This is a genomic window from Phycicoccus avicenniae (assembly GCF_018139485.1).
Taxonomy (GTDB): domain Bacteria; phylum Actinomycetota; class Actinomycetes; order Actinomycetales; family Dermatophilaceae; genus Phycicoccus; species Phycicoccus avicenniae.
The window spans coordinates 276,237-293,735 of the sequence record NZ_JAGSNF010000004.1 but is presented as its reverse complement, the minus strand read 5'-3'; the positions used below and the strand labels follow the sequence as shown (position 1 = coordinate 293,735).

Annotated in this window: 16 protein-coding genes; 11 read left to right on the top strand and 5 right to left on the bottom strand. The window is 72.2% G+C overall.

Going from position 1 to position 17,499, the window contains the following annotated elements:
* The first annotated feature begins 1 nt into the window (after position 1).
* From KC207_RS05280 to KC207_RS05255, 6 genes are all read left to right on the top strand, one after another.
* Complete coding sequence (locus KC207_RS05280; RefSeq protein ID WP_211601850.1) at positions 2-1,009, top strand: ABC transporter permease; 1,008 nt, start codon at positions 2-4, stop codon at positions 1,007-1,009.
* A complete protein-coding gene (locus KC207_RS05275; RefSeq protein WP_211601849.1) occupies positions 1,009-2,667 on the top strand; it encodes an ABC transporter ATP-binding protein in 1,659 nt (552 codons plus the stop codon). The genes KC207_RS05280 and KC207_RS05275 overlap by 1 nt, the downstream gene beginning before the upstream one ends.
* A gap of 271 nt (positions 2,668-2,938) precedes the next feature.
* Positions 2,939-4,096: a ferredoxin reductase gene (locus KC207_RS05270; RefSeq protein WP_211601848.1), complete on the top strand. Its 1,158-nt coding sequence runs from the start codon at positions 2,939-2,941 to the stop codon at positions 4,094-4,096.
* 83 nt (positions 4,097-4,179) lie between these two features.
* A complete protein-coding gene (locus KC207_RS05265; protein WP_211601847.1) occupies positions 4,180-5,478 on the top strand; it encodes a fatty acid desaturase family protein in 1,299 nt (432 codons plus the stop codon).
* A gap of 158 nt (positions 5,479-5,636) precedes the next feature.
* Positions 5,637-6,128, top strand: coding sequence for a CAP domain-containing protein (locus KC207_RS05260; protein ID WP_211601846.1), 492 nt, complete (start codon positions 5,637-5,639; stop codon positions 6,126-6,128).
* Between the two features lie 34 nt (positions 6,129-6,162).
* Positions 6,163-7,419: an NAD(P)/FAD-dependent oxidoreductase gene (locus KC207_RS05255; RefSeq protein ID WP_211601845.1), complete on the top strand. Its 1,257-nt coding sequence runs from the start codon at positions 6,163-6,165 to the stop codon at positions 7,417-7,419.
* On the opposite strand, the gene KC207_RS05250 is transcribed toward KC207_RS05255, so the two are convergent.
* Positions 7,346-8,032 carry a DUF2238 domain-containing protein gene (locus tag KC207_RS05250; RefSeq protein ID WP_211601844.1) on the bottom strand — a complete coding sequence of 229 codons (687 nt, stop codon included), beginning with the start codon at positions 8,030-8,032 and terminating at the stop codon, positions 7,346-7,348. The genes KC207_RS05255 and KC207_RS05250 overlap by 74 nt on opposite strands.
* 78 nt (positions 8,033-8,110) lie before the next feature.
* Here KC207_RS05250 and lysS point away from each other — a divergent pair, with 78 nt between their 5' ends.
* The 5 genes from lysS to KC207_RS05225 all read left to right on the top strand — a co-directional run bounded on the left by lysS (position 8,111) and on the right by KC207_RS05225 (position 11,386).
* The gene (gene lysS, locus KC207_RS05245) at positions 8,111-9,613 is read left to right on the top strand and encodes a lysine--tRNA ligase (RefSeq protein WP_437179122.1); all 1,503 of its coding nucleotides are present in this window, start codon (positions 8,111-8,113) and stop codon (positions 9,611-9,613) included.
* 2 nt (positions 9,614-9,615) lie between these two features.
* The gene (locus tag KC207_RS05240) at positions 9,616-9,813 is read left to right on the top strand and encodes a hypothetical protein (protein WP_211601843.1); all 198 of its coding nucleotides are present in this window, start codon (positions 9,616-9,618) and stop codon (positions 9,811-9,813) included.
* A 127-nt stretch (positions 9,814-9,940) separates the two neighbouring features.
* On the top strand, positions 9,941-10,279 hold the full coding sequence (locus tag KC207_RS05235; protein ID WP_211601842.1) for a histone-like nucleoid-structuring protein Lsr2: 339 nt from the start codon (positions 9,941-9,943) through the stop codon (positions 10,277-10,279).
* Positions 10,280-10,331: 52 nt separating this feature from the next.
* On the top strand, positions 10,332-10,925 hold the full coding sequence (locus KC207_RS05230) for a (2Fe-2S)-binding protein (protein WP_211601841.1): 594 nt from the start codon (positions 10,332-10,334) through the stop codon (positions 10,923-10,925).
* Between the two features lie 50 nt (positions 10,926-10,975).
* The gene (locus tag KC207_RS05225) at positions 10,976-11,386 is read left to right on the top strand and encodes a hypothetical protein (RefSeq protein ID WP_211601840.1); all 411 of its coding nucleotides are present in this window, start codon (positions 10,976-10,978) and stop codon (positions 11,384-11,386) included.
* Positions 11,387-11,411: 25 nt separating this feature from the next.
* Here KC207_RS05225 and KC207_RS05220 read toward each other — a convergent pair whose 3' ends face one another.
* The 4 genes from KC207_RS05220 to KC207_RS05205 are packed head-to-tail and all read right to left on the bottom strand — an operon-like array spanning position 11,412 to position 17,494.
* Positions 11,412-12,899 (bottom strand): sulfatase family protein, encoded by a 1,488-nt coding sequence (locus KC207_RS05220; protein ID WP_211601839.1) that lies wholly within the window; start codon positions 12,897-12,899, stop codon positions 11,412-11,414.
* Between the two features lie 58 nt (positions 12,900-12,957).
* A complete protein-coding gene (locus KC207_RS05215) occupies positions 12,958-14,514 on the bottom strand; it encodes an arylsulfatase (protein WP_211601838.1) in 1,557 nt (518 codons plus the stop codon).
* Positions 14,511-16,616, bottom strand: a complete 2,106-nt coding sequence (locus KC207_RS05210) for a dipeptide ABC transporter ATP-binding protein (RefSeq protein ID WP_249138568.1) — start codon at positions 16,614-16,616, stop codon at positions 14,511-14,513. The genes KC207_RS05215 and KC207_RS05210 overlap by 4 nt, the downstream gene beginning before the upstream one ends.
* The gene (locus tag KC207_RS05205; protein WP_211601837.1) at positions 16,613-17,494 is read right to left on the bottom strand and encodes an ABC transporter permease; all 882 of its coding nucleotides are present in this window, start codon (positions 17,492-17,494) and stop codon (positions 16,613-16,615) included. The genes KC207_RS05210 and KC207_RS05205 overlap by 4 nt, the downstream gene beginning before the upstream one ends.
* Positions 17,495-17,499: the final 5 nt, after the last annotated feature.

The following is a 17,499-nucleotide window of genomic DNA, read 5'->3' as shown; positions in this document are numbered from 1 at the left end:
CATGGAGCGCCTGTCGACCTGGGCGTCGAAGAACCGCACGCCCCTCGTCATCGCCGCCGCCGTGCTCGTCGCGGCGTACGCCTTCAACCTCGTGCGGGGGGACATCGCGCCGTCGATGTTCGGCGCTGCCTGGGGCTACGCCATCCCCCTCGTCCTGGCCGCCCTCGTCGGCGTCATCGGCGAGCGCTCCGGCGTGGTCAACATCGGCATCGAGGGGCAGATGCTCCTCGCGGCGTTCGCCGGCTTCTTCGTCGCCGCCGTGAGCGGCTCGATGATCGTCGGTGTCCTCGCGGGCATCGGGACCGGGCTCGTCGCCGGCGGCTTCCTCGCCGTCACCGCGGTGCGGTGGCGGATGGACCAGATCATCGCCGGTGTCGTGCTCAACATCATCGCCACCGGGCTCACGTCGTTCTACCTCGTGTCCGGCCAGTCGCTGCCCGGCGTCATCCCGAACGTCTCGGTGCCGCTGCTGTCGCAGATCCCGCTGCTCGGGGAGGTCTTCTTCAGCGGGCGCAGCGTCATCGCGCTCATCGCGATCCTCGCCGCCGTGCTCGTCCACCTCGCCCTCTTCCACAGCCGGTGGGGCCTGCGGACCCGCGCGGTCGGCGAGTACCCGTCGGCGGCGGACACGGCCGGCATCAAGGTCGAGCGGCTGCGGATGGTCAACGTGACCCTGGCGGGCTCGCTCGCCGGGCTCGCCGGTGTCTACCTCTCGATGGACGCCTCGAGCACCTTCGAGCGGGAGATGACGGCCGGCCGCGGCTTCCTCGCCCTCGCGATCATGATCATGGGTGCGTGGCGGCCGCTGCGGGCGTTCTCGATGGCGCTCTTCTTCGGGTTCGTCAACGCGACGGCCTCACAGCTGCAGCAGACCGGCGGGTTCTCCATCCCGCCGCAGCTCACCGCCACCCTGCCCTACGTCGCGACGCTCGTCGTGCTCGCCGTGGCGGCCGGACGGGTCCGGCCACCGGGCGCCGTCGGCCAGCCCTACGTCAAGAAGGACCAGTGATGAGCGAGAGCACCTCCCGCCCGGAGTCCGAGGGCACCCCGCACCCGACGCGCGGCGACACCTCGCAGTCCCACCTCGCCGACATCGCGACGACCGACGCCGCGCTCGAGCTGCCCCCGGAGCAGTCCGGGTTCGGCGAGGGCGTCATCGGCGAGGTCCTCCTCGACATCGAGGGACTGTCGAAGTCGTTCGGGTCGGTCCACGCCAACCGGGACATCACCCTGAACGTCCGCCGCGGCGAGATCGTCGCCCTGCTCGGGGAGAACGGCGCGGGCAAGTCGACCCTCGTCAACCAGATCTTCGGGCTCATCACGCCGGACCGGGGCACGGTGTCGGTCAAGGGCGACAGCACGCCGATCAAGGACCCGCGGGACGCCATCCGCCGTGGGGTCGGCATGGTGCACCAGCACTTCCAGCTCGTCCCCGTCATGACGGTCGCCGAGAACATGGTGCTCGGGCACGAGTCGACCCGGGCGGGCGTCGTCCTCGACCTCGACTCCGCCCGACGGATGGTCCGCGAGCTGTCCGAGAAGCACGGCCTCGCCGTCGACCCCGACGCCGAGGTCGACGACCTGCCGGTCGGCACCCAGCAGCGGGTCGAGATCCTCAAGGCGCTCTCCCGCCGGGTCGACCTGCTCATCCTCGACGAGCCGACCGCCGTCCTCACCCCCCAGGAGACCGACGAGCTGCTCGGCGTCATGCGCGAGCTCGCCAACTCCGGCACCTCGATCGTCTTCATCACGCACAAGCTGCGGGAGGTCCTCGCCGTCGCCGACCGGGTCTACGTCCTGCGCCAGGGCGAGGTCGTCGGCGAGGTCGCGACGAAGGAGACCGACGCGACCGGCCTCGCGACGATGATGGTGGGCCGCGAGGTCGTGCTGTCGATCGACAAGGAGCCTGCGACGCCCGGCGAGCCGGTGCTCGAGATCGAGGACCTGCACGTCCGCGACGACCGTGGCCTCGCCGCCGTCGACGGCTTCTCGCTCACGGTGAACGCGGGCGAGATCGTCGGGGTCGCCGGGGTCGAGGGCAACGGCCAGCGCGAGCTCGTCGAGGCCCTCGCCGGGATGCGCAAGGTCGTCTCGGGCCGGATGCGGCTCGGCGACCTCGACCTCACGACGGCCAACCCGTACCAGACCCACCACGCGGGCCTCGGCCACGTGCCGGAGGACCGGGAGAAGCACGGCATCGTCGGGTCGTACTCCATCGCCGACAACCTCGTCCTCAACGAGTTCGACCAGGCTCCCTACGCCAAGAGCGGCGTGCGGCAGTTCGACGCCGTCCGCGAGAACGCCGAACGGCTGCGCGAGGAGTTCGACATCCGCTCCTCGGGGGTGTTCCAGACCGCCGGGTCGCTGTCGGGCGGCAACAAGCAGAAGGTCGTCGTCGCCCGCGAGATGGCCTTCAAGCCGAAGCTGCTCATGGCGGCGCAGCCGACCCGCGGCGTCGACGTGGGGTCGATCGAGTTCATCCACCGGCGGATCGTCGAGGCCCGGGACGAGGGCGCCGGCGTGCTCCTCGTGTCGGCCGAGCTCGACGAGATCCTCTCGCTGTCGGACCGGATCGCCGTCGTCCACGGCGGCACCGTCGTCGCCGAGATGCGGGTCGAGGACGCCGACCGGACGGAGATCGGTCGCCTCATGGCCGGAGACCACTGACCCCGAGCCCTCTGCGCCACCACCGGCCGGGGTGACACGGGACGCGACCACGCGCCCGGTCACCCCGGCCGACGTGTGTGTCGAGGTGCCACCGCACGGATCCCCGCGCGAGGACGCCTCCAGCCGCTGCCGCCCTCCGCGGGTCGAGGTGACGCCGCACGGATCCTCGCCCAGGACCACCTCGACCCTCGGACACGCGACGCTGTTCCCTTCCTGAGAAGAGAAACCTACGGAGTCGTAACTTACGGCTGCGTAGGTTACGCTGGCATGCATGACGGCACCGAGCATCGACCGAGCGACCCCCGACGGGGCCACGAGGCCGCGCCTGGGCGCCCACACCGACGGCCCCCTCGGCGGCGTCGTCCGCGGCGCCCGCAAGGTGGCCGAGGCCCTCGCCACCCCGCTCGTCCCGGCCGACTACCTCGACCTCATCGACCCGATGCGTACCGGCGCCGACCTGCGCGGGCGGATCGTGGAGGTCCGCCCCGAGACCGCCGACGCCGCCACCGTCGTCATCCGGCCCGGTCGCGGCTGGCTGGGTCACGTCCCCGGTCAGTACATCCGGATCGGCGTCGACATCGACGGCGTCCGGCACTGGCGCGCCTACAGCCTCACCCACCGCGCCGACGGCTCGGCCGCCGCCGGCATCCCCGCGGGCTGCATCGCGATCACGACGAAGGCCATCCCCGAGGGGAAGGTCAGCAACCACCTCGTCCGCAACGCCCGCCCCGGCACGCTCGTCATGCTCGACCAGGCGACCGGCGACTTCACCCTCCCGACGCCCGCGCCGGCCAAGGTCCTCTTCCTCACGGCCGGCAGCGGCATCACCCCGGTCATCGGGATGCTCCGCAACCACCTGACGGAGCTCGCCGACGTCGCGCACGTCCACTGCGCGCCGAGCGGTGGCGACGTCATCTTCCACCGCGAGCTCGCCGCCCACCACGAGACCGGGCGCCTGGACCTGCGGCTCAACCTCGACGACGAGCACGGCGTCCTCGACCTCGTGAGCCTCGAGACGCTCGTGCCGGACTGGCGCGAGCGTGAGACGTGGCTCTGCGGCCCGACCGCCCTGCTCGACGCGGCCGAGCAGCACTGGGCCGACGCCGGTGTCCCCGAGCGGCTGCACGTCGAGCGGTTCCGCCCGAGCGTCGTCGAGCCCGGGGAGGGCGGCACCGTGAGCTTCGGCGCGAGCGGGGTCACCGTGGACGCCGACGGCTCCACCCCGATCCTCGACGCCGGCGAGGAGGCCGGCCTCATCATGCCGAGCGGCTGCCGGATGGGCATCTGCTTCGGCTGCGTCCTGCCGATGCGGGCCGGCGCCGTGCGCGACCTGCGCACCGGCGACGTCACCGTCCACGAGTCCGACGAACCCCTGCCGATCCAGACGTGCATCAACGCCGTCGCCGGCTCCTGCGAGATCGACCACTGACCTGCCGCGTCGGGCCGGCCGCCGCCCACCCGACGCCACGACGACCAGCCCCCGCCCGCGAGACCCGGAAGGACCCGATCCCCATGACCCTCGCCCCCCAGCGCCCCGCCCACGCGTCCACGAAGCCCGGCGGCATCAACCCCCGCCTGCGCGTCGCCAGCGACGCCCCGCGCCCCGAGCGCCCGGCCTTCAAGAAGTCCGGCAAGCCGAACCCGGCCGCGCACCTGTCCCAGGAGGACATCGAGGCGCTCGGTCACGAGCTCGACGCCCTCCGCAAGGAGGTCATGGACTCCCGCGGCGAGCGCGACGCCGCGTACATCCGCAAGGTCATCAAGACCCAGCGCTACCTCGAGATGGGCAGCCGGGCCCTCCTGCTCTTCAGCAACGTCAAGGTCAAGGGGGTGCGCCCCGCGTGGTGGCTCGGGACGGCCGGCCTGTCGGTCGCGAAGATCCTCGAGAACATGGAGATCGGCCACAACGTCATGCACGGCCAGTGGGACTGGATGCGTGACCCGAAGATCCACTCGACGGCGTGGGAGTGGGACAACGCCTCGCCGGCGAGCCAGTGGAAGCACAGCCACAACGAGATCCACCACACGTTCACGAACGTGCTGGGCCGCGACAACGACCTCGGCTACGGGATCCTGCGGGTCGACGAGGACCAGAAGTGGAGCCTCTTCTACCTCTTCCAGCCGATCTGGCACGTCGGGAACGCCCTCCTCTTCGAGTACTCGATCGCCGCGTACGACCTCGAGCTCGGCCGGTACGTCGCGACGAAGCACCGGATGAGCGAGGAGGACAAGGCCGAGTTCATGAGGAACCGGGACGAGGTCCTTCAGAAGATCAAGCGACAGGCGACGAAGGACTACGTCGTCCACCCGGCGATGTCGGCCGTCACCGGCTCGGCCCGCACGACGCTCACCGCGAACCTCGTCGCCAACCTGGTCCGCAACGTCTGGACGAACACCGTTATCATCTGCGGCCACTTCCCGCCCGGGATCTCGACGTTCGAGAAGACCTCGATCGACGGGGAGACCCGCGGCGAGTGGTACCTGCGCCAGATGCTCGGCTCGGGCAACATCCGCGGCTCGAAGGCGATGCACGTCATGACGGGCAACCTCAGCCACCAGATCGAGCACCACCTGTTCCCGGACATGCCGAGCAACCGGTACGCCGAGATCGCCCCGCGCATCCGCGACCTCATGGAGCGCAACGACCTGCCCTACGTCACGGGCACGCTGTGGAAGCAGTCGGCGTCCGTCTACGGCAAGGTCGTCCAGCTCTCGCTCCCGAACAAGGTCGAGGGCCGGCGTCGCCGCGACATCGTCCGGCTCGAGCTGACGAAGGCGTGGCGGAAGAAGAAGCGCAAGCTCGGCCTCTGACAGCCTCGGCACGCGCCCCGCGGACCCGTCGTCACCGACGGGCCCCGCGGGGCGCGGTGCTGTGTCACCCTGGTCCCGGGTCGGCGACAGGGGGCGGCGGCCCACCACCCGCGTCGACGCATCCTCGACGCGGTTCCCGACCTTCCAGAGGTGACCCCGTGCCCGCTCCCGCCCGCTCCGTCCTCGTCCGCGCCGCGCTCGCGGCCGCCCTCCTCGCCCCGACCGCCGCCGTCGTCGGCGCGGCCCCCGCGTCGGCCGTCACGAGCGCCGAGCTCGAGCGGAAGGTCGTCTCCCTCGTCAACGCCGAGCGTCGCAAGGCCGGGTGCGCCAACCTCCGGGTCGACGAGCGGCTGTGGACCGCCGCCCGCAAGCACAGCTGGAACATGCGGACGAAGGGCTTCTTCAGCCACACCTCCCCCGACGGCCGCACCCCGTGGGACCGGATCCGCGCCGAGGGCTACCGCTACGGCAGCGCCGAGAACATCGCCGCCGGCCAGCGCACCCCGGCCGGGGTGGTCCGGGCGTGGATGAACAGCCCGGGGCACCGCAAGAACATCCTGAACTGCCGGAACAAGGCCGTCGGGGTCGGGGTCTCCCGGGGCGCCTCCCCGTACGGCATCTACTGGACGCAGGACTTCGGCAGCCGCTGACCTCGCCGGTCGGCCCGCCGTGCGAGGGTGAGGCGTGAGCACCTCGCGCCTGACCCCCCGGTTCGTCGTCGTCGGCGGCGGGCCCGCCGCCGGGGCGGCCGCACGGCGGTTCGCCGAGGCGGGCGAGGCGGTCGCGGTGCTCGCCGACGAGCCGCTCGCCCCCTACGACCGCACCGTGCTGTCCAAGGGCGTCCTGCTCGACCCCGCCGCGCCCGTCCCCGAGGTGTGGCCCCCCGACGCCGGCTGGCGCGAGCGGATCTTCGTCCGGCGCTCGACGCCCGTCGTCGCCCTCGATCCCGGCCGCGGGGTGCTCACGACGGAGGACGGCACCACGTGGGCCTTCGACGCCGTCGTCCTCGCCCCGGGGGCCGCCGCCCGGCGCCTGGCCGTCGCCGGGGCCGACGGGCCCGGGGTGCTCCACCTGCGCGACGCCGCGGACGCCGCCCGGGTCTCGGCGTCGCTCACCGAGGGCTCGCGGCTCGTCGTCGTCGGGGGGGGCGTCATCGGGCTCGAGGTCGCCGCCGCCGCCCGACAGCGCGGGGTCGAGGTCGACGTCGTCGAGGCCGACCCACGCGTCCTCGGGCGCGTGGCCCCGCCCGCGGTCGCCGACTGGCTCACCCGCCTCCACGAGCGGAACGGCGTGCGGGTCCACACCGGTGTGACTCCCCAGGAGGTCCTCCGGGACGACGGTGCGGTGCGCGGCGTCCATCTGTCCGACGACCGCGTGCTCCCGGCGCACACCGTCGTCGTCGGCATCGGGGTCCGCCCCCGGACCGACCTCGCGGAGGCCGCCGGCCTCATCGTCGACGACGGGATCGTCGTCGACCCCTCGATGCGCACCTCGCGCCCGGCCGTGCTCGCCGCCGGCGACGCCGTCCGGGTCCGGGGGCCCGGCGGCTCCCGCGGCGTCCGGCTCGAGTCCTTCACCGCCGCCGGCCGTCAGGGCGAGGTGGCCGCCGCCGTCGCCCTGGGCGAGGACGACGCCTTCACCGACGTCCCGTGGTCCTGGTCGGACCAGTACGACGCCTCGATGCAGTCGATGGGCGTCCCGCCGGTCGACGCCGAGCACGTCCTGCTCGGTGACGCGGATGCCCCCTTCGTCCTCTCCCTCGTCGGGGACCGTCCCGTCGCCGCCTGCGGCGTGACGACCGGACCCGGCATCGCCCGGCCGGTGCGGGCAGCGGGACCGGTCATCGCCCACGGCGTGCCGCTCGACGTCAGTGCGCTCCGGGCCGTCGGCGGCGACCTCGCCGCCCTGGCCCGCCTGCTGCGGGAGGCGAGCCGGGGCTGAGGCCCTCGTCCGTCGCGGTCCCCGGTGGTCGGCGGCGACCACGGGACCACACGACGAGGAGCCCGGCCGTCGTCGCCCCGAGCGTGCCGAGGGTGAGGTCCCCCAGCGTGTCCTCGTAGGCGGACCCCAGCTCGGTCCCCTGCCGGATGAACGTGTACCACTCCCCCAGCTCCCACCCGATCGCCAGCACGGCTCCGAGCCCCGCGACGAGCGCCACCACCGCCCACGGCGGCTCGACCCGGTCGGTGACGAGCAGGCCGATCCCCCCGAGCAGGAGCAGCCAGTTGACGTAGTGGTTCGCGTCGTCCCACCACACGACCGTGTCGTAGAGGTCGAGGCTGTTGCCGGTGACGTCGACGAGGAAGGGCGCCATGACGAGGGCGAACGCCCCGAAGGGCGGCCGTGCCCCCGGGTGCCGGCGGCCCACGACGACGCGCCACAGGACCGGGGCGAGGAGCATCAGGACGGGGTAGAGCACGAGCCGCGCCCCGAACGCCTTGTCGGCGAAACGGTCGATGCCGGGCCACCACTGGGCGACGGCGAGCTGACCGACGGTGGCGACGAGCAGCACGACGGGCACCCACGGAGGGCAGCGCCACGGCGGCCTCGTCATGGACGGCAGTGTGGCACCGCGCGATCACCACGGTCACGGATTCGGGCCCGTGGCGGCTAAATCGTAGGCTTGGTGCTCGTGACCGACGCACCCACCCCCGCCGCCCCCGAGGCCGACCTGCCGGAGCAGATGCGGATCCGCCGCGACAAGCGCGACCGCATCATCGCCGCCGGTGGCCAGGCGTACCCGGTGAGCGTCGCGCGCACCCACGGCCTCGCCGAGGTCCGCGCCGGCTGGACCGGTCTCGAGGCGGGCGAGGAGACCCAGGACGTCGTCGGCGTCGGCGGGCGGGTCGTGTTCGTCCGGAACACCGGCAAGCTCGCGTTCGCCACCCTCCAGGAGGGCGACGGCACCCGCCTCCAGGTGATGCTCAGCCTCGCCGAGGTCGGCGAGGACGCCCTCGCGGCGTGGAAGAGCGACGTCGACCTCGGCGACCACGTCTTCGTCGAGGGCCGGGTCGTCTCGTCCCGCCGGGGCGAGCTCTCCGTCATGGCGACCCGCTGGGAGATGGCGAGCAAGGCCCTCCGCCCGCTACCGGTCCTGCACAAGGAGCTCTCCGAGGAGTCCCGGGTCCGCCAGCGCTACGCCGACCTCGTCGTGCGCCAGGAGGCCCGCGACCTCGTGCGGACCAAGGCGAGCGCCCTCCGGGCGATCCGCGGTGTCCTCGAGGACCAGGGCTACCTCGAGGTCGAGACGCCCGTCCTCCAGCTCGTGCACGGCGGCGCCGCCGCACGCCCCTTCCGGACCCACCTCAACGCCTTCGACCAGGACATGGTCCTGCGGATCGCCCTCGAGCTGCCGCTCAAGAAGGCGGTCGTCGGGGGCGTCGACCGGGTCTACGAGATGGGCCGGATCTTCCGCAACGAGGGCGTCGACGCCACCCACTCCCCCGAGTTCACGATGCTCGAGGCTTACCAGGCCTGGGGTGACCAGACCTCGATCGCCGCCCTGCTGCGCGACATCTACCTCGGCGTCGCCGACGCCCTCGGCTCCCGGCAGGTCGAGACCCCCGCCGGCACCGTGGACCTCGACACCGAGTGGCGCTGGCTGCCGGTCTACGACGCGGTGAGCGAGGCCGTCGGGGAGCCGGTGACCATCGACACCCCGAAGGAGACCCTCCTCGCACACGCCGAGCGGCACGGCGTGGACGTCGACCCGGGGCTGGAGAAGGACCGGGTCTTCCTCGAGCTGCTCGGGGAGGTCGTCGAGCCCACGCTGCTCCAGCCGACGTTCCTGTGCGACTACCCCGCGATCGCCCAGCCGCTGGCCCGGCCGCACCGCTCGGCCGAGGGCCTCATCGAGGCCTGGGACCTCGTCATCGGCGGCGTCGAGCGCGGTACCGGGTTCTCCGAGCTCGTCGACCCCGTCGTCCAGCGCCAGGTCCTCACCGACCAGTCGATGCGGGCCGCCGGCGGCGACCCCGAGGCGATGGAGCTCGACGAGGACTTCCTGCGGGCCCTGGAGTACGGCGCGCCGCCGATGGGCGGCCTGGGTTTCGGCGTCGACCGCCTCGTCATGTTCTTCACGAATGCGAGCATTCGGGAGACGATCCTCTTCCCGCACCTGAAGCCGGAGGCCTGAGCGTGCAGACCCTGTGGCCCTACGTCGCCGGCCTCCTGCCGACGATCGTCGTCGCGGCATTCTTCTACGCCATCATCAAGCGGATCGTCGAGAGCGACCGCACCGAGCGCCTCGCCCAGCGGCGCCTGGAGGAGGACGAGGACCGGCTGTCCCGGGAATCGCGGAATGGTCCGGAAGAGAATTCCGGCGGAACCCCCTAGAATCGCCATCGGTCCGATTTCCTCGGATCTGTCTTTACACAGGCTTTACCTTCTCTATACTCTGACTAAAGAGAAGCACGGGCAGCACACCCGCAGCCTTTGCATCACGACACACGGAGGAACACCCATGGCCAAGAAGGTCCAGGTCCTGCTCGTCGACGACGTCGACAAGGAGTCCAGCGCCGACGAGACGGTCACCTTCGCCCTCGACGGGATCTCCTACGAGATCGACCTGACGAGCGAGAACGCCTCGAAGCTGCGCGACGACCTCGCCGTGTGGATCGGCCACGCCGAGCGCACGGGCGGACGCCGGAGCAGCGGCGGCGGCAGCAAGAACGGTGGGCGCTCCGCCCGTCGCGACGTGAGCCAGATCCGCCAGTGGGCCCGCGACAACGGCTACGACATCAGCGAGCGCGGCCGGATCTCCACGGAGGTCCAGGAAGCCTACGAGAAGGCGAACTCCTGACCCCCGAGGTCCGCTCGGACGCGGGGGGGGGGGGCCCCCCCCCGCCGCGCGCATGTCAGCCCGGCACGCGTGGCTGACCTTCACCGCCGGCCCGGCCCTCGGGCACCGCCCCACCGACGACCCCCACGACTGGCAGCGGGCCCTGTCCGCCCTTCACGCGCGGTGGTACGACGGCGTCGCGCCGCCGGCGGTCGCGGCGGTCTTCGTGCTCCAGTGGGTCCTCCAGGTCCGGGCGCACACCGCCGCGTACGCCGCCGCCACCGGCCCGTGGCGGGCCCGGCTCGACGGGCTGACGTTCGTCCGAGGGAACGCCCTCGTCCCCGAGAGGGTCGCCCTGTCCGGTCTCGTCGCCGACGACGGCGATCTCGGTGCCCGGCTGGACCGGGCCGAGGAGGATTACCGCGCGGTGGCCGAGCCGCTCGCGGCGTCCTACGCCAGCCCCGTGCGCCTCGGCCCGCGGGTCCGAGGCGGACTCGTCGACGACATGTGGACCGCCGCCCGACGCGACGCCGAGACCGTCGCCGGCATCGTCCGGCCCGGCGTGCCCGCCCGGGCCTCCTGCTGCCTCATCTACGCCCTCCCCGACTGCGGCGAGTGCGCCGGCTGCCCTCGGCTCGCAGGACGCCGCGTCCCCGGGGGCTCGTGAGCCGACGTTCCGGGCTTCCGCGGGGGACCCACCCGTGGAAGGCTGCCTACATGAAGGTCATCGTCCGCTGGGTCGTCCTCTCCCTCCTCGCCGCTCTCGTCGGGTTCGGCCTCGGCCTGCTCTTCGACGCCGGCGACGGCGCCGACATCGGCGGCGGAGTGCTCGCCCTGCTCGCCGTCGTCGTCGGGGCCTTCGTGTGGGCCCTGCGCGACGGCCGCCACGCGGGCCTGGGGCACGTGCTCGTCCGGTGGGCGCTCGTCGGGGTGCTCGTCGGTCTCGTCTTCGCGGTCTTCCCGCAGGTGGGGTCGGACAGCTTCTTCTCGTGGGCCGAGTACCTCGAGGACGTCCCGTCCGACGCGCTGTACGGTCTCGTCCTCACCCTCGTCGGCGCCCTGCCGGGTGCGCTCATCGGCCGGGTGTTCCGCCGCCGCGGCCACCAGGACGACGCCACGACCGACTGACCCCGGCGGGTCGTCCCGTCAGAGGTCACACCGGGACCGGCTCGCACCCGGCGGGGACGGGCTGGCTCGGGTGCGGCACGTCGTCGAAGGACGCCTGCGCCCGCCACATCTCGGCCTTGAGCCGCTCGCGGACCTCGGCGTACGCCGGGTCGTCGTAGACGTTGCGCACCTCCTCCGGGTCCTCCTGCATGTCGTACAGCTCCCACTCCGGCGGGTACTGCCGGTTCGTCGTGCCCGGCATGCCCATCCCGTCGTTGTAGAAGTAGATGAGCTTGTACCGCTCGGTGCGCCAGCCGTAGTGGGCCGGGGCCCGGTGGTCGTAGTCGTCGTTCTCCCAGTAGCGGTAGTACAGGCCGTCCGCCTGGGGCGAGGTCGGCGCGCCGACGAGGTCGCCGAAGAAGGACCGGCCGTGCATCCGGGGGTGGTGGGCCACGCCGGCGGCGTCGAGGATCGTCTGGGCCATGTCGACGTTGCTCGCCGTGCCCTCGTACACCGTGCCGGCGGGTACGCGGCGCGGGTAGGAGACGACGAACGGCATCTTGATCGACTCCTCGTACATGAACCGCTTGTCGTACCAGCCGTGGTCACCGAGGAAGAAGCCCTGGTCGGAGGAGTACATGAGCATCGTGTCGTCGAAGAGGTCCTTCTCGCGCAGCCAGTCGACGACCCGGCCGACGTTGACGTCGACGGAGTGCACGCAGCGCAGGTAGTCCTCCATGTAGCGCTGGTACTTCCACAGCGAGAGCTCCTCGTAGGAGAGCCCCTCGGGGGGCAGCATCTTGAGGTCGCGCAGGTGCAGGCCCTCGGCGATCCGCATCGCGGCCCGGCGCGAGGACGTCGTCCGGCTCGAGTAGTCGTCGAAGAACGTCGACGGCACGGGGATCGGGTCGCTGTAGAGGTCGGCGTGGGCCTCGTCCGGGATCCACGTCCGGTGCGGGGCCTTGTGGTGGATGAGGATGCACCAGGGGCGGTCCTCGTCCTGCGCGACCTGCTCGTCGAGCCAGCGCAGGGACAGGTCGGTGATGACGTTCGTCGCGTAGCCCGGCTCGATGCGCAGACCGTCGGCGGAGAGAAACCGGGGGTCGTTGTACTCGCCCTGGTTGATGAGCACGTCCCAGTAGTCGAACCCCTGCGGGTCGTGACCGACCCCGTCCGTCTCGCCGTCGCCCATGTGCCACTTGCCGACGATCGCCGTCCGGTAGCCGGCCTCGCGCAGCTGGGTGACGAACGTCGGCTGACTCGCGTCGATGTGCGTCTTGAGGCCCTTGACCCCGTTGACGTGGCTGTAGGTGCCGGTGAGGATGCTCGCCCGGCTCGGGGCGCACAGCGAGTTCGTCGCGTAGCAGTGGTCGAGCCGGGCACCTTCCTCCGCGATCTCGTCGATGCGAGGCGTGTCGTTGACGACCGACCCGTAGGCGCCGACGGCGTGCGCGGCGTGGTCGTCGGTGAGGATCATGACGATGTTGGGACGGCGGCCGGCGTCGGTCGTCGGGTCCGGGGTGTGTGTGCTCATCGGGTCGCTTCTCCGGTCGTCTCGGTCGGGCGGGGTCTCGGGTGTCCGGCGGTCGCGCTCACTGCGCGTGCTGGTGGCGGTCGGTCTCGGGGTCCCAGGGGGCCTGGTACGCCGGCCAGGGCAGGACACCGACGCCGTCGGCCCACTCCTGCCACGCCGCGGCCATGGCCTCGACGCGCTCCGGGTGGGCGGGTGCGAGGTCGTCGAGCTCGGAGCGGTCGGTCCCCAGGTCGTAGAGCTCCCACGGCCGCTCGGCCTCGCGGACGAGCTTCCAGTCGCCCTCGCGGACGGCGCAGTTGCCGATGTGCTCCCAGTAGAGGGTGTGCGCCGCAGGGCCCTCGCCGCCGCGGAGCGTCTCGAGCATGCTCGACCCGCGCCCGTCGTTGCGCGGAAGACCCGCGGCCTCGAGGAAGGTCGGCATGACGTCGGTCAGCTGGAAGGGCGTGTCGACGACCGCCCCCTCCGCGAGACCTCCGGCCGGCCAGTGGACGACGAAGGGCGAGGCGATGCCGCCCTCGTGCGTCCACCGCTTGTAGAGGCGGAACGGGCTGTTCGACAGGTTCGCCCACGCGGGGCCGTAGGCGCACCACGTGTCCGGTCCGCCGGGCGGGACGTCCGGGGTGTTCTCGACCCGAACGGGTCGTCCGTCCGGCATCTCGACCCGGTTCCGTGCCCGGAACTTCGCGGCGCCCCCGGGGATCTCGGCGCATCCGCCGTTGTCGGCGAGGAAGACGACGATCGTGTTCTCGAGCTCGCCCCGGGCCTCGAGCGTGTCGAGGATGCGCCCGATCCCGCGGTCCATCGCGGTGACCATCGCGGCGTAGGCCGCCATCCGGCTGGCCTCCCACGAGGTCTCGGTCACCTCGTCCCAGGCGGGCTGGCTGAGGTCCCGCTCGGAGAGCCGCGCGGACTCGCCGAGCAGCCCCTCCTCGCGGAGCCGCTCGAGCCGGGCCGCGCGCAGCGCGTCCCAGCCCTCCTCGTACACGCCGTCGTAGCGCTCCATGTCCTCGGGCGACGCGTGCAGCGGCCAGTGCGGGGCCGTGTACGCGAGGTAGAGGAAGAACGGGTCGTCCTCGTCCCGGCCGGCGACCCACTCGCTCGCGTGGTCGCTCACGGCGTCGGTGAAGTAGTAGCCCGGCTCCTCCGGGGAGGGCAGCTTCTCCTCGTTGTGGAAGAGCCCGACCGGGTGGAAGTAGTGGTCGGCTCCCATGAGGATCCCGTAGAACTCGTCGAACCCGCGCCGGGTCGGCCAGGAGTCGTTGGCCTCCTTGACGTCGTTCGACAGGTGCCACTTGCCCGACAGGCAGGTCGCGTAGCCGGCGTCCTTGAAGTGCTCGGCGAGGGTCGGCCACTCCCGGCTCATCGTGCCGGGGTAGCCCGTCGGGGCGTCGTTCTCGGTGAGGATGCCGATGCCCGTCTCGTGCGGGTCGCGGCCCGTGAGCAGGCTCGCCCGGGACGGGCTGCACCGTGCCGTGTTGTAGAAGCTGCTGCACCGCACCCCGGCCCGCCCGAGGCGGTCGAGGTTCGGCGTCTCGATCTCGCCGCCGTAGCAGCCGATGTCGGAGTAGCCGAGGTCGTCGGCGAGGACGAGGAGGACGTTGGGGCGATCGGTCATGCGGGGGCTCCTTCGGTGAGCTCGCCGGGGAAGTGACAGGCGGCGGTCTGGCCGACCGGAGTGAGGGTCAGCTCCGGGACCTCCTGCTCGCAGACCTCCCGGCCCTCCCGGAAGAGGGGGCCGATCGGGCAGCGCGTGCGGAAGCGGCAGCCGCTCGGCGGGTTCGCCGGGCTCGGCATGTCACCGGTGAGGACGATCCGCTGCCTCCCCTGGTCGTCGACGACGGGCTCGGGCGTCGCCGACAGCAGCGACTTCGTGTACGGGTGCTGCGGGTCGTCGTAGACCTCCTGGACCGTCCCGGTCTCCACGATCCGCCCGAGGTACATGACCGCGACGCGGTCGGAGAGGTGCCGGACGACGGAGAGGTCGTGGGCGATGAACAGCAGACCGATCGTCAGCCGCTCGCGCAGCTCCTCGAGGAGGTTGATGATCTGGGCCTGGATGGAGACGTCGAGCGCGGAGACCGGCTCGTCGCAGATGAGCAGCTTCGGCTCCTTGGCCAGCGCCCGGGCGATCCCGACGCGCTGGCGCTGGCCGCCGGAGAACTCGTGCGGGTAGCGGGCCAGATGACCCTCGGCGAGACCGACGGTGTCCATGAGCTCCGCCGCCCGGCTCCTGGCGGCGGAGCCCGTGACACCCGTCATCTCGAGGGCCTCGTCCATCGACTGCCCGATCGTGCGACGCGGGTTCAGCGACGCGTACGGGTCCTGGAAGATGTACTGGATCGTGTTCGCGACGTGCTGTCGGTCCGCGCCCGTCATCCGGGTCACGTCCCGGCCGTCGACGGTGATGGTCCCCGCGGAGACCTCGTTGATCCCGACGATCGTCCGGGACAGCGTGGACTTGCCGCAGCCGGACTCACCGACGAGCCCCAGGGTCTCGCCCGGGCGCACCTCGAGGGAGAGCCCGTCGACGGCGTACACGGGCTGGATCCGCCCGATGAGCGAGCGCTGCCGGCTCACGTTGGTCCGCAGGTTCTCGACCGAGAGGACCGGCTCGCCCTCGGCCGCGCGGGCCGCGCGGTGCCGTGCCTGGACGGCCGGAGGCATCGAGAGGTCCCCGCCCTCGGCACTGACGAAGCAGGCGGCGCGGTGGTCCGGGGCGAGCTCCTCGAGCGGGGGGACCGCCTCGGAGCAGGAGGGGCGGGCGACCGGGCAGCGGGGGGCGAACGAGCAGCCCGGCGGCAGGTCCGCCGGGTTGGGGGGCGACCCGGGGATGGCGACGAGCTGGTCGCCGCCGGCGTCCGCGCGCGGCACGGCGGTGAGCAGGGCCTTCGTGTAAGGGTGCCGCTGCTCGGCGAAGACGTCCTTCACCGAGCCGCTCTCCACGACCCGGCCGCCGTACATGACGACGAGGTCGTCGCACAGCTCGGCGACGACGCCCATGTCGTGCGTGATCATGACGATCGCGACGCCCAGATCGTTGCGCAGCTCGACGAGCAGCTCGAGGATCTGGGCCTGGATCGTCACGTCGAGCGCGGTCGTCGGCTCGTCGGCGATGAGCAGCCGGGGCTTGTTCGCCAGCGCGATGGCGATGACGACGCGCTGGCGCATGCCCCCGGAGAACTCGTGCGGGTACTGGTCGATCGTCCGCTCGACGTCGGGGATCCCGACCTGGCGGAACAGCTCGAGGGCCCGGTCCCGGGCGGCCGCCTTCGGCACCCCGTGGACGCGCAGCGCCTCGGCGATCTGGTCGCCGACCTTCATGACGGGGTTGAGGGCGGCCTGCGGGTCCTGGAAGACCATCGCGACCTCCCCGCCGCGCAGCCCGCGCATCTCCTTCTCCGGCACGGCGAGCACGTCGCGGCCGTCGAGGGTCACCGAGCCGCCGTCGACACGGCCGGGCTCGCGAAGCATCCGCATGACGGCACGCGCGGTGACGGACTTGCCCGACCCGGACTCCCCGACGATCCCGAGGATGCGGCCCTGCTCCAGCGAGAAGGACACGCCGTTCACCGCCTCGACGACCCCACGGGGCGTCGGGAAGGACACGCGGAGGTCCCGCACGTCGAGGAGGTTCCGGGACCCGGGACGGGGGTCGGGGATGCGCGCCGGACGGTCGGCGGCGGCGGGGGTGTCGGTGCTCTCGGACGTCGTCATCATCGACGGTTCACCCTTTCGTTGAGCGAGTCGGACAGCATGCTCAGCGCGAGGGCGAGCAGGAGGAGGACGAGGATCGGGCCGACCGGGTAGGTCGGGGCCTCCCGGACGTACCGCATGCCGACGTTGAGCAGGGAGCCCAGCGACGGCTGCGGCGGCTGCACCCCGAGGCCGAGGATGCCGAGCCCTGACTCGATGAAGACGGCGTTCACGGCGAAGATCGCGCCGTGGACGATGAGCGGGTCCGCCGTGTTCGGCACGATGTGCCGGGTGAGGATCCGGCGCCGGCTCACCCCGAGGGTGCGGGCGGCGACGACGTACTCGCGGTTCTGCTGCTCGAGGGCGCCGGACCGGGCGAGCCGGCCGAAGCCGGGCAGACCGAGGATCGTGATGGCGACGACCGTCGAGGCGAAGCCGACGCCCATGACGACGACGACGCAGAGCGCGAGGATGAAGCTCGGGAAGCCGATGATGACGTCGAAGACCCGCTGCATGAGGTTGCCGAAGCGTGGCCACACCGCGCCGGACAGGCCCAGCAGGCTGCCGATGACCCCCGAGACGGGCACGGCGATGGCGACGAGCGCCAGGTCGGTGCGCAGCCCGTAGACCGTGCGGACGAAGATGTCCCGGCCGTACTCGTCGGTGCCGAACAGGTGCTGCGTGCTCATCCCGAGGAACCGGTCCCGGCTCTGCACGTCGTAGCCCTGCGGGAAGATCACCGGTGCGAGCAGGGCGATCGCCGTGAGCGCGAGGAGGATGCCGGCCGCGATCATCCCGCGCGGCGTGCGCAGGGCCGCGCCGTACCGCGCGAGCGACACCGGGACGGTGAAGCGGCGTGCGGCCGGGGGTGCGGCGGCGTTGTCGAGGTCTGTCGTGGACATGACGG

Bases quoted from the DNA above. Each gene is read 5' to 3' on its own strand.
- KC207_RS05270 (WP_211601848.1), top strand. From the start codon at position 2,939: ATGACGGCACCGAGCATCGACCGAGCGACCCCCGACGGGGCCACGAGG.
- KC207_RS05250 (WP_211601844.1), bottom strand. From the start codon at position 8,032: ATGACGAGGCCGCCGTGGCGCTGCCCTCCGTGGGTGCCCGTCGTGCTG.
- KC207_RS05265 (WP_211601847.1), top strand. From the start codon at position 4,180: ATGACCCTCGCCCCCCAGCGCCCCGCCCACGCGTCCACGAAGCCCGGC.
- KC207_RS05235 (WP_211601842.1), top strand. From the start codon at position 9,941: ATGGCCAAGAAGGTCCAGGTCCTGCTCGTCGACGACGTCGACAAGGAG.
- KC207_RS05230 (WP_211601841.1), top strand. From the start codon at position 10,332: ATGTCAGCCCGGCACGCGTGGCTGACCTTCACCGCCGGCCCGGCCCTC.
- KC207_RS05275 (WP_211601849.1), top strand. From the start codon at position 1,009: ATGAGCGAGAGCACCTCCCGCCCGGAGTCCGAGGGCACCCCGCACCCG.
- KC207_RS05220 (WP_211601839.1), bottom strand. From the start codon at position 12,899: ATGAGCACACACACCCCGGACCCGACGACCGACGCCGGCCGCCGTCCC.
- KC207_RS05280 (WP_211601850.1), top strand. From the start codon at position 2: ATGGAGCGCCTGTCGACCTGGGCGTCGAAGAACCGCACGCCCCTCGTC.
- KC207_RS05205 (WP_211601837.1), bottom strand. From the start codon at position 17,494: ATGTCCACGACAGACCTCGACAACGCCGCCGCACCCCCGGCCGCACGC.
- KC207_RS05215 (WP_211601838.1), bottom strand. From the start codon at position 14,514: ATGACCGATCGCCCCAACGTCCTCCTCGTCCTCGCCGACGACCTCGGC.
- KC207_RS05210 (WP_249138568.1), bottom strand. From the start codon at position 16,616: ATGATGACGACGTCCGAGAGCACCGACACCCCCGCCGCCGCCGACCGT.
- KC207_RS05225 (WP_211601840.1), top strand. From the start codon at position 10,976: ATGAAGGTCATCGTCCGCTGGGTCGTCCTCTCCCTCCTCGCCGCTCTC.